Source organism: Spirillospora sp. NPDC047418 (assembly GCF_040643275.1).
In the GTDB taxonomy this organism is placed as follows: Bacteria; Actinomycetota; Actinomycetes; order Streptosporangiales; family Streptosporangiaceae; genus Spirillospora.
The window spans coordinates 102,865-117,100 of the sequence record NZ_JBEYTW010000009.1; the positions used below are offsets into that span (position 1 = coordinate 102,865).

Sequence of the window (14,236 nt, forward strand, 5' to 3'; positions counted from 1 at the left end):
AGATGCCTGTGACCGAGCCGGTCGATGTGCTCGTCGCCGGCGGCGGCCCCGCCGGGACCGCCGCCGCCGTCGCCCTCGCGCGCCGGGGCCTGCGGACGCTGCTGGTGGACGACCCTTCCGGGGGAACGGTCCACGACGTGCTCGTCAGCGGCCCGGCCCGTTACGCGCTGACGGCGCTCGGCGGCTGGGACGAGGCGTTCCCGCGTCCGGCCGGGGATCTCGACCTGTGGTTCGGCGCCCGCACCCGGCGCGTGATCGACGACGCCGGGATGGCCGTGTGCGACCGCGCCCGGCTGCTGGCCGCGCTGCACCGCGCCGCGGCCGAGGCGGGCGCCGTGCCGCTGGCCGGGCGGGTGGCGGACCTGCGCCGCGCGGACGGCGGCCACCGCGCGGTGCTCGCCGACGGGACGGTCGTCACCGCCCGCCACGTCGTCCTCGCCACCGGCCCGGCGCCGGGCGGCGCGTCCGGCGTCGAAGGGGCGCGGCTGCAGTGCGCGCAGCGCTTCACCGGCGCCGCACCGGGCGGGCGGATCGTCCTCCAGCTGGTCACGCCCGCCGGCAACGACCCCAAGGCCCAGCCGTCCTGCGCCTGGGTGCTGCCCGGCACCGGCGGCGGGTTCACGATCGGCGCCACCGGCGGCGGCCCGGACGCCGCGTCCCTGATGGCCGGGGCGGTCGCCGGGCTCGCCGAGGCCGACCCCCGGTTCGCCGGGGCCCGCCCGGACGGCCCGCTGTCGTGGGGCCCGGTCGACAGCGGCTTCGCCCCCGAGCACGCGGTGGACGACGGCCGCCTGGTCGTCGGCGACGCCGCCGGCCTCGTCAACCCGTTCACCGGCGAGGGGCTCAGCTACGCGGTGCAGAGCGGCCTGCTCGCCGCCGAGTCCATCGCCGACCACCCGGACGACCCCGAGGCGGCGGCGCGCTCCTACGGCAGGGCGCTGACCCGGGCGTTCGTCGGCTACTTCGAGACCGCCCGGCACGCGGCCCGCCGCTACCACCTCGCCTGGCGGGTGCTCGCCGCGACCGCCGGGAGCGACCACCCGTTCTTCGGCAAGGGCCGCCGGGCCGTGCTGCTGCCCGAGGGCATCGCGGGCGTGACCGCCGCCGAGCCCCTCGACCCGGGCCCCCGCGAGTCGCTGGTGCTCCGGCCGTTCCTCGCGGGCTGCGACGAGGTGTCGGTCGCGGCGGTCCGGGGCGAGTGGCCGTTCATCGCGCGGATGCTCATCACCGGGGCCGGCCCCACCCACCGCCGGCTGCGGCCGGCGGCGCTGCTGTGCGCCGGCCTCATGAGCACCGGCGGGTTCCCCGACATCGGGCACGCCCCTACCGGCTCGGCGATCGAGCTGGCCTCGCTCGGCGGGCTGGCCTTCCTCGGTCCGGCGGCGCCCGCGCCGCCCGGCGGCCGCGGCGTCGACTGGGCGTCGGCCACCACCGTCCTCGCCGGGGACTTCCTGCTCGCCCGGGCGTGCACGCTGGTCGCCGAGCACGCGCCCGAGCTGTCGTGGTCGTTCTCGGACTGGCTCGCGGAGCTGACGGTGCTGCGGGCCCGGTACCTGGACGGGGCCCCGGGCACCTCGGCGACCGACGTGTTCGCCGCGATGTTCGAGTACCCGCTGCGGGCCGGCGCGCTGCTGGCGGACGCCCCCTCCGCTACCGTCGCCCCGCTCCGCGAGTTCGGGCGGCACTGCGGCCGGGTCTTCGTGCACGCCGAGGACGTCCTGGCCGTGCGCGGCCTGCGCACCCGCCTGGACACCTCCCTGGAGGCCATGCTCGACGGCAGGGTCTCGGCCCTGCCCGGCCTCCTCGGCGCGCCCGATCTCACCGCCGGCCGCGTCGCCGCCGATCCGCGGCTGCGGGACGAGGCCCTCGCGGTCGCGGTCGCCGCCTGCCGGGAGGAACTGGACCTCGCGCGCAAGGCCGCGGCCGAGGTCGCGGAGGAGATGCCCGCGCGGATCCTGCGCGGCTTCGCCGAAGCAATGGCCGCACCCGCCCTGGACCCGCCCGCCTCGGGTCGGCCCGCGCCAGACGTGCCCGCGGCGGTCGGGGCGCGGCCGTGACGGCCGCGTCCGAGGTGCTGCACGCCCTGTGCGTGAAGGGCATGGCCGGCACGGCGCACCTGAGCCTGATGACCGGGCGGCCCGAGACCGCCGTCCTGCCCGCGGCGCGGGACCTCGCCTCCGCCGGCGCCGCGGTCTTCGTGGCGGCCCGCGAGGTGTGGCGGGTCACCGAACCGGGCCGGTCTCGGCACGCGGCGGAGGTGCGCGCGGACCTCGCCCCGGACGCCGCCGGGGTGCTGCGCGCCTGCCACGACCGGTTCGTCCCGCTCGACCACCGCGTCAAGGAGCTGTGCACCCGCTGGCAGCGGCACGAGGCCGCCGAGGCGGACGTCCGGGCGGAACTGGCGGACCTGCACCGGGACCTGCTCGCGCTGGCGGCGGACATGGCCGGCGCCGCGAGGCGGTACGCCGGGTACGCGAGCCGCCTCACCGCCGCGCGCGACCGCTTCGAGGCGGGCGGCTCCACGGCGCTCACGGGCGTCCTCTGCGATTCGTACCACGAGGTCTGGATGGAACTGCACCGCGACCTGCGGCTCACCCTGGACCTGCCGTGACCGCCGGGCTCCTGGACTGGCTCGGCGCGCCGTCGGACTCGACCGGCCTGCGCTTCCTCACCGAGGACGGGACGTGGGAGAGCGTGTCCTACGCGGCGCTCGCCGGGCACGTCCGCGCCACCGCCCGCGACCTGCGCGACCGCGGGCTCACCACGGGGCAGGTCGTCGTCATCCTGCGCCGGACCGGGCCCGGGTTCGCCGCCGCGTTCTTCGGGACGCTCGCCGCCGGCGGCACCCCCGTGCCGCTCGCGCCGCCCGCCGCCCTCGGCGCCGCCCGCCGGTGGCGCGCGCACGCCGCCCACGTGATCGCCGAGTCCGGTGCAACCCTGGTGCTCGCGGACCGGGACCTGGTCGAGACCGCGGCCTCCGTCGCCGGGCCGGCGTGCCCCGTCCTCGCGCCCGCCCTCGCCCGCGATGCCCCGCCCGGATCGTGGCCGCCGGCCGAGACGGCCCTGCTGCAGTTCACCTCCGGGTCGCGCGGCGAGGCCCGCGGCGTCCGGGTGAGCCGGGACAACCTCGAGGCCAACATCGCGATGATCGGGCGGCGCTGGGCCGGCCGGGCCGCCGGAACCGGCGTGTCCTGGCTGCCGCTGCACCACGACCTGGGCCTCATCTTCGGGCTCCTCACCCCGGTCGTCCGGGGCGAGCCGGTCGCGCTGATGCGGCCCGAGCAGTTCGTCCAGCGGCCGCTGCGCTGGCTGCGCGAGCACCACGCCCGGCCCGGCATGGTCATGCTGATGCCGAACTTCGGCCTGGAGTACCTCGTGCGGCGCGTCCGGCCCGAGCAGCTCGGCGGGCTCGACCTGTCCGGGGTCGAGGCGGTCGTCACCGGCGCCGAGCGGGTGCGCCTGGACACCGCCGCCGCGTTCCTGGACCTGCTGGACCCCTGCGGCCTGCGGCCGTCGGCGCTGCGCCCCGCCTACGGGCTGGCGGAGGCGACGCTCGGCGTCACCTGCGCGCCGCTGGGCCGCGTCGCGCGGGCCGTCGCGGTCGCCCCGGGGCCCCTCCGGACGGGGGAGCCGCTGCCGCTGCTCGGCTCGGCGGAGGTCTCGCGGCGCGTGCCCGCCGGCCCCGGCGTCTGGCATGTGGGCTGCGGGACGCCGCTCGACGGGCTCACCGTGCGGATCGCCGACGACGCGGGCCGCCGCGTCCCGGACGGGAGCCTCGGCGAGATCACCGTGGCCGGACCCTCGGTGGCGCAGGGTCACACCAGCGCCCAGGAGGACCCCGCCACCCGGTTCGAGGACGGCGTGCTGTTCACCGGCGACGCCGGCTTCGTGCTCGACGGGGAGCTCTACGTCGTGGGCCGCATCGGCGACAGCCTCCAGGTGCGGGGACGCAACGTGTACGTGGAGGAACTGGAGGCGGCCCTCGCCGAGGAGGGCCTGCTGACACGGCACCGGACCGCGGTGCTCGCCGGGTACCTGGACGACGGCCCCGTGGTGTGCGTGCTCACCGCCGCGCCGTCCGCGGAGGGCGTCGCCGCCTGCCTCGCCCCGCTCGTGGGCCCGGACGCGGACGTACGGGTGGTGCGGGTCAGAGCCGGGGCGATCGAGCTGACCTCCAGCGGCAAGCCGCGCCGCCGGTCGATGTGGCGGAGGCTGCTCGCCGGGGAGATCGACGGACGCCCGCTGCCGGCGTCCGAGCCCGCGGGGGCCGGGCGGTGACCGGGCCGCTCTACGCGGCCGGCCTCAGCGGCCCGCACGTGGACGCCTTCCGGGACCGCGTGCGCGCCGCCGTCCGGGACGGGGTCATGCCGCTGACGGCGGCGGCGGAGGAGGCCGGCGAGTTCCCCCGCGCCGCGCTGGCCGCGCTGGGCCGTGTCGGGCTCGTCCGCGAGCGCTGGACGCCGCTCCCCGGCGGCGATCCGGGCCGCGCCGCGATCCTGGCGGAGGAACTGGCGCGGGCGGGCGGGGTCGGCATCGGCGTGGGCGTCGTCGTGGAGACCGTGGCCGCGGCCCTCGCCCGCTACGGCCGGTCCGACCTGCTCGCCGGCACCCTGGAGGGCGTCCTGGCCGGCGACCTGGTCGGCTGCTTCGGCGCCTCCGAGCCCGCCGGCGGCTCGGACATCAACGGCATCGGCACCACGGCCGTCCGGGACGGCGCGGGCTGGCGCGTGCGCGGCGAGAAGAAGTACCTGTCGCTCGGCCGCGCCGCCGACTTCGCCCTGGTCCTGTGCCGGACGGGCGGCTCGGGGCTCGCCGCGCTCAGCCTGGTCCGGGTCCCCGCCGAGGGCCTGCGCGAGATCAAGAGGCTGGCCAAGCTGGGCGCCGCGTCGCTGGAGACCACGTGGACGGCGATCGACGCGTGGGTGCCCGACGAGGCGGTGCTGGGCCGCCCCGGGCTCGGCCTGACCGCCGCGACCTGGGCGCTGAGCCACGAGCGGATGGCCGTCGCGGCGCACGCCGCCGGCGTCTGCGAGCTGGCGATCGGGCTGGCCTGCGCGCACCTGCACCGGCGCCGCCAGTTCGGCCGCCCGCTGATCGAGCACCAGGCGCTCCGGCTGCGGCTGGCGCAGCTCCAGGCCGAGCTGGTCGTGCTGCGCTCGGGCGTGCACGGCGCGGCCGCGACCGCGTTCCAGCCGGGCGGCGCCGGGGCGCGGGAGGCGGCCGCGCTGAAGGTCACCGCCGTCCGGCTCGCCGAGCGGACCGTCACCGAGTGCATGCACCTGTTCGGCGGGATGGGATACCTGGAGGACGAGACCCCCATGGCGCGGATGTGGCGCGACGTCAGGATCGGCCGGGTCGGCGGCGGGACCGACGAGATGATGTGGGAGATGGTGGCGGCCGGGCTCGTCCCCGACTTCGCCGCCTACGACGCCACCGTGGGAGGCGGCGCGTGAGGCTGCTCGTGGCGGGCGCCACCGGCCAGCTCGGCGCCGGCCTGCTGGAGACGATGGGGGAGGCGGGCTGCACCATGGTCCCGCTCCTGCGCGTCCCGGAGCGGGGCCGCCGGACGGGACGGCTCCGGGCGCCCGACCCGGCACTGGTGGGCGAGCCCGTGCACGGCGACGTCCGGTCGCCCCGCTGGGGCCTCGACGACGAGGCGGTGCGGCGGCTCGCCGGCGCGGCCGACGCGGTCGTCAACCTGGCCGGCGAGACCAACTGGGCCGGGCGCGCCGCCGACCTCTACACCACCCACGTGCTGGGCGCCGAGCACGGCTACCTGCTGGCGCGCGAGCTCGCCGCCCGGTCGGGCCGCCGCGTCCCCTACCTGTACGCCGGGTCGGCCTACGCGGCGGGCGGCGCGATCGGTGAGATCGTCGAGCTGCCCTACCCGCGCCGGGCCGACCGGACCGTCTACGAGCAGGCCAAGTGGCTCGCGGAGCGGCGCCTGGCGGAACTCGCGGCCGAGGACGCGCCGCTGCTGGTCCTGCGGCTGTGCGCGCTGGTCGGCAGCGCCGCGACGGGACGGACGCTGCGCCGCAACTCCCTTTACATGCTCGCCGACCGGTGGGACGACCTGCCCGGCGGGATCCTGCCCGCCATGACCGCCGCCCGCGTGGACGCGCTCCCCAGGGACGTGGCCGCGCGGACGCTGCTGCGCGCGGCGCGCCGCCTCACCGGCGCGCCGGACCCGGGGCGGCCGGACGCGGGCCCGCCGGACGCCGGGCCGCTGATCTGCCATCTCGGCCTCGGCGAATCGGCCCCCAGCGTGCGGGGCCTGCTCGACGCGGCGTTCACCGCCGACCCGGAGCGGTTCCGCCGCCCCCCGCGGGTCGTCTCCGCGACGGCCCGGCAGATCGTCTGGACCAGCCAGAACGCCCACCGCTTCCTGCCGATGGCGCCGGCGGCGCGCAACGCGCTGATCGGGCTGCGCTACGTCGGGCTGGACCGCGTCTTCGCCCGCCCCCGGCTGGCGGCGCTGCTCGGCGGCGAGCTGCCCGCCGCCGATCCCGGCCTGCTCGCGGGGCTGCTGTTCGGCGCGCCGCCGCGCGGCCCCGGCCGCCCGGTCGCGGGCGGCTCGATGGCGAGGTTCCCCGGATGAAGATCCTGGTCGTCGGCGCCTCCGGCTACCTGGGCGGCGCGGTGTGCGCGCGCCTGGAGTGGGCCGGGCACGAGGTGATCGGACTCGGCCGCTCCGGCGGCGGGCCCGCGCGGCGCGCCCTGCGGGGCGACGCCACCCGGCCGTCCCTCGCGCTGGCGGGAGACGCCCTCGACGAGGTCAGGGCCGAGGTGACCCACATCGTGACCGCCTTCGGCAGCGTCGACTGGGACGCCGGGCCGGCCGAGGCCCTGGACCTGCACGCCGCCGGGGTGCGCAACGTCCTCGCGCTGGCGCGCGGCTGCGAGCGGTTCACCGGCCTCGTCCACGTGTCGTCCCTCCTCGCGCTCGGACGGGCCTCCGGCCGGGCCGGGAACCGCGAGCTGTACGTCGGCCAGACGTTCCGCAACTGGTACGAGTACGGGAAGTACGCCGCCGAGGGCCTCGTGCGGGCGGCGCGTGATGTGCCGTCCACGAACGTGCGGTTCGGCCCGCTGCTGGGCGTCCCCGTGTCACCGGGGACCCTGTCGGCCCGGCACGGGCTGCTCGCCGCCGTGCGCCCGCTGCTCCAGGGGTACCCCGTCCACCTGCGCGGGGGCGGGGAGTTCCCGTGCTACCCGGGCGAGGTGACGGGCGCGGCGGAGGTCGTCGCCCGCGCGGTCGAGGCGCCCGCCACGGGAGGGACCTGGACCTGGTTCGACCCGGACGGCCCGACGCTGGCGGACGTGCTCCGGGCGCTGTGCCGCCCCCTCGGACGCGTCCCGCGCATCGTCGACAGCACCGCCGCGGGGCGCCTGCAGCGCGCGCTCGCGTCCCGTGCCGGCGTGCCGCCGGCCCTGCTCGGCTACTGCGAGCCGTGGTTCGACCTGGACCCGGCCGTCCTGGACGCCGTCCCCGGCGGCCCGCCGCGCTGCCCGGCCGGATACCTGGAGGCGACGGGCCGGGAGGTCTTCGCGTGACCGCTCACTTCCCGCCGATCGACACCGACCCGCACCCGGCGTTCCCCGTCTACAGCGCCGGGAACTTCGGCGAGGTCGCGCCGGACCGGATCTCCCCGGTGTCCTGGTCGCTGGTCGGCACGCCCATGGAGCGCGCCACCCGGCGCCTCGCCGCCCGCTGCTTCGGGGAGCGCCCCTGGGTGCAGGGCAGCCACTACGTGTTCCTCGGCTACTTCGCGTGCAAGCCGTACCACAACCTGTCCGCCTACACGCGGCTGGCGGGCCGGCTGCCGCTGGTCGCACCGGAGGACGTCACCGCCGCCTACTTCGAGGGCACCCGCCCGCCGCGGCCCGGCCGGGCGCGGGAGGGCGCCCTCCGCCAGGCGGCCGCGCTGCCCCGGCTGATCCGGGAGCTGACCCGGCTCGGCCCCGCGCTGCGGCGGCTGGAGGAGGAGATCGCCGACCTGGAGCTGCTCGCCCGCACCGCCGTGTCGCTGGGCGGCGAGGCGGCCCTGGTCGAGGTCCTGACGCGCGCCGCCCCCGTCCTGGACGACGCCTGGGACGCCCACATCGTCGCCACCACCGGGCTGGTTCCGCTGGGCGTCGTGCAGCGGCGGGTCAACGGGCTGGTCGTCCCGCACGCCGAGGCCGTCACGCCGTGGCTGAACCGCCCCGCGGAACTGGTGTGGGAGCGGCTGCACGCCTTCTCCGGCGATCTCGCGCCCGGCGGGTTCCTCGGCACGTCCTTCTACGAGGTGGCCGAGGACCGGGCGCCGTGGTCCCGGTTCAGTGCCCGGCGCCGCGCCGAACCCGCGCCCGCAGGCCCGGACGCCGGCCCCCTCGTCGACCCGGCCGAGGCCGCGCTCGGCATGCTGGGCCCGGGCCGCCGCCGCCTGGCCGCCGCCCTCGCCCGCGTCATGGCGGAGACGATGGCCTCGAGGGAGCACTCGAAATCGCTGGTCATGCGGGTGCTGCACGTCCACCGCCGCGTCCTGCCGGAGCTGGTCCGGCACTGGCCGCTCGGCGACGCGGACTGGCCCTACCTCACCATCGAGGAGCTACGCCGCCTGCACCGCGCGCCCGGTCTCGCCGGCCGCGCGGCGGACCGGGCGGCGGCCTGCGCCGAGGCGGTGGACGAGCCGATGCCCGGACGGCTCGACTTCTCCGGCGGCAGCGGCGGCGGCGCGCGGCGCGGCCGGGCCGCCGCCCCGGCGGCGGGCAGCGGCGTGTCGCCCGGCCGCGTGACCGGCGTGGTGGTGCGCCCGCCCGCCGACGACATCCCCGGCGACCGCACCGCCATCCTGGTCTGCGAGTCGGCGGACGCCGACGTCGCCCCGCTGCTCGGCCTGGTCGGCGGGGTCGTCACCGGCCGCGGCAGCGCGATGTCCCACATCGCCATCCTGGCCCGGGAGCACCGGGTCCCGGCCGTGGTCGGCCACCCCGGCGCCGCCGCCCTGCGCCCCGGCGACATGATCACCATCGACGGCACGACGGGAGAGGTCCATGCCGAGCCCACCTTCACGGGATGAGTTCCTCACCGTCCTGGAGGACGCCTACGAGGCCGCCAAGCGGATCCGGCGCACCATCCGCATGGAGGACGACATCGCGCGGGGTCTCGGGATCGACTCCCTCGACGCGATGGAGCTGCTCCTCGTCCTGGAGCAGACCTACGGCGCGGCGCTGATCGACGCGCCCGCCATCGCCGACGTGGAGACCGTGGGCGACCTGTACGCACTGCTCGTCCTGCTCACCGGCCCGTCACGCTGACCGCGCCGCGGGCGCCGTCGACCTCGGCGCGCATCCCGGTGCGCAGCCGGACGAGGGCGTCCCCGACGCCGGTCACGCACGGCACCCCGAGCTCGCGGGCGACGATGGCGGCATGGCAGAGGCTCCCGCCGGCGGTGGTGACCACGGCGGCCGCCTCCGCCATGAGCGGCACCCACTCCGGGCCGTTACCCGCGATCACCAGCACCGACCCGGGCCGCCACGCCGGATCGCCCGGATCGGACGCGCACACCACCGTCCCCTCGGCCACGCCCGGAGCCGCCGGGACGCCGGTGAGCGGCCCGCCACCGCCGGCGGCGGGCTCCGGCACCGGCCGGGTGACCGGTCTGTACTGCACCCAGACCAGACCGGAGGCCAGCACGGCGAACTCCAGATCGGCCGCGGCCCCCAGCGCGCGCTGCACACCGAGGCAGGCACGGCCGACCGGCCCGGCTCCGCTCCCGGCCGTCCACTCCTCGGCGGCGCCGGACGCCCACTCCAGCCGGCCGGCCTCCAGGCCCCGTCCGATCCACACCCCGGACTCCCGCGGCGGCTCGTACCGCTGCAGCACGACCGCGACCTCGACGTCCCGGACGGCGAGGCCCGCCCTCGCCTGGTAGGCCCGGACGCGCGCACCGGCCCCCGACCGGGCGACCCGGGCGATGGCCGCCGGGAGGCCGCCGAAGCCGACCCCGAGTTCGGTGCGGAACAGCCCGGCGAAGGAGTGGACCGGATCGTCCTCGACGGAGGCGGAGCTGCGGACGGCCCACAGGCCGGGCCCGGCGAGCCCGCTCAGGTCCGGATCGGCCGCGGCCGGGCCGGCGGGGACCACCCAGGTCGCGGGGACTCGGAAACCGTGCCGCCGCAGCACGGCGAGCCCCCGCGCCTTGCCGCCCACCACCGTCCGCGCGTCCTCGGGATCCACCTCACCGAGCATGATCGGCTTCACAAAAGCGACGATACGTCCTCCTTGATCACGACCGCCGCCAGGGCGGATACGGCGGTACGGGCGGCGGGACGGCCCACGGCGGCGGCTCGACGCCCTCGATGACCAGCGCCGGATTGTGCAGGCGGAGGCGGTACACCAGGTCACCGAAGTCCTTGCCGCCGTGCCCGGAGACGTGCTTGAAGGACCACCTGGAGTGCTGCTCGGGCGCGTACTTCATGGTCTGCCAGACCTTGAGCTTCCCGCCGTCCCAGCGGAGCACCGCGAACCCGAACCCGAGACGCGCCCTCCGCGGCAGGCTGACCGCGAGAATACGGCCCGCATGAATGTCGACATGCTGCCCGAACCCGGTGATGAGCAGCCGCCCGCCTTCCGTCAGCACGACGCGGCGTTCCGGCACGGACGTGATGAGCGCGCCGGTCAGGGCCGCGGCGAAGGTCAGCCAGAACGCCGGCAGGCCCGCGTCCAAGGCGGGCGAGACGAGCGCGACCAGCGTCCCTATCGCCAGGAGCAGGGCAAGGAAGCCGAGCCCTGCGGGCGGGGAGGCCTGATAGTGAAGCGAGGAGCCGGCCACCTCATCGGACCGCCTAGAGACACCTTCGGCCATGGGCCGGCCCCGCCTTCACTCCGGGAGGACGCGCATATCGGCAGAGTGACCCGGAGCGGAGCCGAGATCAAGCCCATCCCGCCATCCGGTGCCGGTGGCTGGCATGCTGTGGTGGTGAAATTTCCGGCATTCGGGTTGCTGCTGGCGCGGCTGCTCGACCACCGGCGGATGGACATCGGTTCGCTCTCCCAAGCCGCCGGTGTCCCCGAGCCGGAGGCCGCCCCTGGGGTGGTCTGCAGCGGCGAAGGCGCTCGCGTGCTGCTCCAATGGCCGCATGTACGTGTCCGCGTCCACGATCGCGCAGATCGCCAGGGGTTCTACGCGATGAGGTCCCAGGGAACGTTCCGTGAGACGGGACGGCGAGGAGGGAGCGGGTATGGCCTCCAGGATCAGTGAGCTGGTCGTCGACTGCCGGGATCCGGAAGGGCTCGCGGCGTTCTGGTGCGAGATCTTGGGGTTCGAGGTGCTCGGCCGGGAGGGGGAGGCCGTCGAGATCGGGCCCCGGGAAGGGTTCGGAGGGCTGCAGCCGACGCTCGTGTTCGACCGCACCGATGAGCCGAAGACCGGCAAGCTGCGACTGCATCTCGACGTCAACGCCACCGACCGCGACCAGGACGCCGAGCTCGAGCGGCTGCTGGCGGCAGGCGCGCGGCACGCGGACGTCGGGCAGACGGGGGAGGAGAGCTGGGTCGTCCTGCAAGACCCGGAGGGCAACGAGTTCTGCCTCCTCCGCACCCGGTTGGGCTGAGAGCCGTCCCCGGGTCTGGGACGATCTTGGGCTGTCGTTCGATGCACTGGTGGCGCGGCTGGCCGAGGAGGGGGTCTTCGGACGGGGCGCCGAGCGCGAGCGGGTGGTGGTGAACATCCTCCAGGGCGACCAGGGTGGGGAGAGCGTCCTGGAGAACGCGCGGCGCCTCAATCCGCCGGCGGCCCTCACCGTGCTGGAGCGCGACTTCGGCGAATGAGCCGGGGCCGTCGCGGGCCGGCCCCGGCCACCGGTCACGGATGTTCCAACGCGACCCTCGGCAGGCGCCTGGCGAGGGGCGCGGGCAGCCACCAGGCGTGCCTGCCCAGGAGTTGCATGACGGCCGGGACGATCAGGCAGCGGATGATCACGGCGTCCAGCAGGACGGCCACGGCGAGGCCCAGGCCGAACTGCTGGAGCATCCGGTCCGGGCTCAGGATGAACGCCGCGAACACGACGATCATGATCGCGGCGGCGGCCGTGATCACCTTGCCGGTGGCGGCCAGGCCCTCGCGGACGGCGCGGGACGGGTCCCGGGTGCGCTCCCATTCCTCGTGGATGCGGGAGACCAGGAAGACCTCGTAGTCCATGGAGAGCCCGAACACGATCGCGAAGATCATCACCGGGATGAACGCCTCGATGGGGCCGCTCTGCGCGCCGAACCGGCCGTCCTGGAACACCAGGGTGATCGCGCCGAGGGCGGCGGAGATCGACAGCAGGTTGAGCAGCGCGGCCTTGACCGGGATCAGCGCCGAGCGGAACACGATCATCAGGAGCAGGGCCGACAGCCCCACGACGACGGCGACGAACAGCGGCATGCGCGCCGACACCGCGTCCGAGAAGTCCTGGGTCGCCGCGGTCGGGCCGCCGACCAGGTAGTCGGTGCCGGTCCGGGCCGAGAGTGATGGGAGCACGCGGTCGCGCAGCTCGTGGACGAGGTCGGTGGTCGCCTCGTCCTGCGGGGCCGTGGCGGGGTAGGCGATCACGGCGGAGACCGCGCCGTCCTCGGACGGGATCGGGGGAGTCGCCGCGGCGATGCCCTTCGTCTGGGTCAGCGTCGACTGGAGCGGCGCGGCGTCGCCCTTCGCGACGATGATGAGCGGGCCGTTGAAGCCGGGCCCGAAGCCCTCGGCGAGCAGGTCGTACGCCTGGCGGCTGGTGCTGGACGGCGCGTCGTTTCCGGCGTCCGCGAAGCCCAGGCGCATGTGCAGCGCGGGCGCCGACAGCGCGAGCAGCGCGATGACGGCGGCCAGCAGCGCCGGGACCGGACGGCGCTGGACGGCCGCCGCCAGCCGGTGCCAGCGGCTCTCACCGGGCCGGGCCTTCGCCGCCCGCTTGAGCACCTGCCGCTGGATCCGGCCCCCGAAGACGCCGAGCAGCGCGGGCAGCAGCGTCAGCGACGCCGCCATCGTGACGAGCACAGTCAGGGCCACGGCGAGCGCGACGCCCTGCAGGGAGCCGAGCCCGAGGGCGATGAGGCCGAGCAGGGCGATGATGACGGTGCAGCCGGCGAAGAAGACGGTGCGCCCGGCGGCGTCCAGCGCGCGGCGGGTCGCGGCGGCCGGGCCGGCGCCGTCGCGGAGCTCCTGCCGGTACCGGTAGAAGATCAGCAGCGCGTAGTCGACGCCCACGCCGAGCCCGATCAGCATCATGATCGGCGGGGTGAAGTCGGCGACGGTGAAGACGTGCGAGGCGAGCGCGATCAGGCCGACCGCGCCGCCGACCGCGAACAGGGCGGTGACGAGGGGGAGCGCGGCGGCGACGAGCGAGCCGAACAGCAGGACGAGGATGACCAGGGCCGCGAGCATGCCCGCGCCCTCGGCCGCGCCGCCCCCGCCCTCCTCGGCGCCGCGCACCGGGTCGCCGCCGAGTTCGACGCGCAGCCCGTCCCCGGCGGCGCCCTGGGCGGTCTCGATGATCTTGGTGACCTGCTCCGCGGGGACGTCCTGCGCCGTGCCGTCCAGGGTGACCGTCGCGTAGCCGATGGTCCCCGGCCCGGAGACCGACAGCTCGCCGACGCCGGTCACGCCGGGCAGGCCGCGGACCTGGTCGAGCATCCGCCCGATGTCCGCGCGGTCGCCGGCCAGGCCCCGCTCGTCGGCCGCGACGATCTGGACGGTGGCGTCCGCCTGCCGGGAGCCGTGCTCGGTCATCAGGTCGGCGGCGGCCTGCGACTCGGTGCCGGGCAGCGCGAAGTCGTTGTGGTAGGCGCTGCCGGCGGCCTGCGAGCCGACCGTGATCGCCGCGACCACCGCGACCCACAGCAGGAGCGCGGTCCAGCGGTGGCGCTGCGACCAGCCGGCCAGGCGCCCGAAGCGGCCCGGGGAGGTGGGTATCGGCACGTCAACCTCGGTTCGTGAAGCGGGCGCCGATCACGGCGCCGAGCAGGGCGGTCAGGATCGGCACGGCGATGAAGGCGGCGAGCAGCACGGGCGTGCCGTCGACGTCGAGCGTCCGGTCGATCACGAAGGTGAAGAACGCGCCCACCGTCTCGGTCAGCAGGAAGCCCGCGGCTCCGCCGACGGCGAAACCGATGAGGGCGCCGGGAAGGTTCATGCCTCCAGCGTCGGCGCGCGGCGTGCCGCCCGGCATCGGCCTGCGGTCGGCATCCGGGCCACCCCGGAAGTTGCGGGCCCGGCGG

Annotated in this window: 14 protein-coding genes; 10 read left to right on the forward strand and 4 right to left on the reverse strand. The window is 76.7% G+C overall.

What is annotated here, in order from left to right:
* The first annotated feature begins 8 nt into the window (after positions 1-8).
* From ABZ806_RS08085 to ABZ806_RS08120, 8 genes are read left to right on the forward strand one after another with little or no spacing between them, the layout of a single operon-like run.
* On the forward strand, positions 9-2,057 hold the full coding sequence (locus tag ABZ806_RS08085) for a lycopene cyclase family protein (protein WP_500216125.1): 2,049 nt from the start codon (positions 9-11) through the stop codon (positions 2,055-2,057).
* On the forward strand, positions 2,054-2,611 hold the full coding sequence (locus ABZ806_RS08090; protein WP_500216126.1) for a hypothetical protein: 558 nt from the start codon (positions 2,054-2,056) through the stop codon (positions 2,609-2,611). Before ABZ806_RS08085 ends, ABZ806_RS08090 begins: the two co-directional genes overlap by 4 nt.
* Positions 2,608-4,278: an AMP-binding protein gene (locus tag ABZ806_RS08095; RefSeq protein ID WP_500216127.1), complete on the forward strand. Its 1,671-nt coding sequence runs from the start codon at positions 2,608-2,610 to the stop codon at positions 4,276-4,278. Before ABZ806_RS08090 ends, ABZ806_RS08095 begins: the two co-directional genes overlap by 4 nt.
* Positions 4,275-5,453, forward strand: coding sequence for an acyl-CoA dehydrogenase family protein (locus ABZ806_RS08100; protein WP_500216128.1), 1,179 nt, complete (start codon positions 4,275-4,277; stop codon positions 5,451-5,453). The genes ABZ806_RS08095 and ABZ806_RS08100 overlap by 4 nt, the downstream gene beginning before the upstream one ends.
* Positions 5,450-6,598, forward strand: coding sequence for an SDR family oxidoreductase (locus ABZ806_RS08105; protein WP_500216129.1), 1,149 nt, complete (start codon positions 5,450-5,452; stop codon positions 6,596-6,598). The genes ABZ806_RS08100 and ABZ806_RS08105 overlap by 4 nt, the downstream gene beginning before the upstream one ends.
* Positions 6,595-7,554, forward strand: coding sequence for an NAD-dependent epimerase/dehydratase family protein (locus tag ABZ806_RS08110; protein ID WP_500216130.1), 960 nt, complete (start codon positions 6,595-6,597; stop codon positions 7,552-7,554). The genes ABZ806_RS08105 and ABZ806_RS08110 overlap by 4 nt, the downstream gene beginning before the upstream one ends.
* Positions 7,551-9,062, forward strand: a complete 1,512-nt coding sequence (locus tag ABZ806_RS08115; protein ID WP_500216131.1) for a PEP-utilizing enzyme — start codon at positions 7,551-7,553, stop codon at positions 9,060-9,062. The genes ABZ806_RS08110 and ABZ806_RS08115 overlap by 4 nt, the downstream gene beginning before the upstream one ends.
* Entirely contained in the window at positions 9,037-9,300 is a 264-nt protein-coding gene (locus ABZ806_RS08120; protein ID WP_500216132.1) for an acyl carrier protein, read from the forward strand. Before ABZ806_RS08115 ends, ABZ806_RS08120 begins: the two co-directional genes overlap by 26 nt.
* Here ABZ806_RS08120 and ABZ806_RS08125 read toward each other — a convergent pair.
* Positions 9,281-10,246, reverse strand: a complete 966-nt coding sequence (locus ABZ806_RS08125) for a PEP-utilizing enzyme (RefSeq protein ID WP_500216133.1) — start codon at positions 10,244-10,246, stop codon at positions 9,281-9,283. The genes ABZ806_RS08120 and ABZ806_RS08125 overlap by 20 nt on opposite strands.
* Positions 10,247-10,271: 25 nt before the next feature.
* The gene (locus tag ABZ806_RS08130) at positions 10,272-10,850 is read right to left on the reverse strand and encodes a hypothetical protein (RefSeq protein ID WP_500216134.1); all 579 of its coding nucleotides are present in this window, start codon (positions 10,848-10,850) and stop codon (positions 10,272-10,274) included.
* A 376-nt stretch (positions 10,851-11,226) separates the two neighbouring features.
* Between ABZ806_RS08130 and ABZ806_RS08135 the strand changes: the two genes are divergently transcribed.
* Positions 11,227-11,598: a VOC family protein gene (locus ABZ806_RS08135; RefSeq protein ID WP_500216135.1), complete on the forward strand. Its 372-nt coding sequence runs from the start codon at positions 11,227-11,229 to the stop codon at positions 11,596-11,598.
* Between the two features lie 49 nt (positions 11,599-11,647).
* Positions 11,648-11,815, forward strand: coding sequence for a DUF4303 domain-containing protein (locus ABZ806_RS08140; RefSeq protein ID WP_500216136.1), 168 nt, complete (start codon positions 11,648-11,650; stop codon positions 11,813-11,815).
* Between the two features lie 34 nt (positions 11,816-11,849).
* Here the strand turns inward: ABZ806_RS08140 and ABZ806_RS08145 are convergent, their stop codons facing one another.
* Together ABZ806_RS08145 and ABZ806_RS08150 are read right to left on the reverse strand one after the other, a co-directional pair.
* Positions 11,850-13,937, reverse strand: a complete 2,088-nt coding sequence (locus tag ABZ806_RS08145) for an MMPL family transporter (RefSeq protein WP_500216137.1) — start codon at positions 13,935-13,937, stop codon at positions 11,850-11,852.
* A gap of 1 nt (position 13,938) precedes the next feature.
* Positions 13,939-14,151 (reverse strand): hypothetical protein, encoded by a 213-nt coding sequence (locus ABZ806_RS08150; RefSeq protein WP_500216138.1) that lies wholly within the window; start codon positions 14,149-14,151, stop codon positions 13,939-13,941.
* Positions 14,152-14,236: the final 85 nt, after the last annotated feature.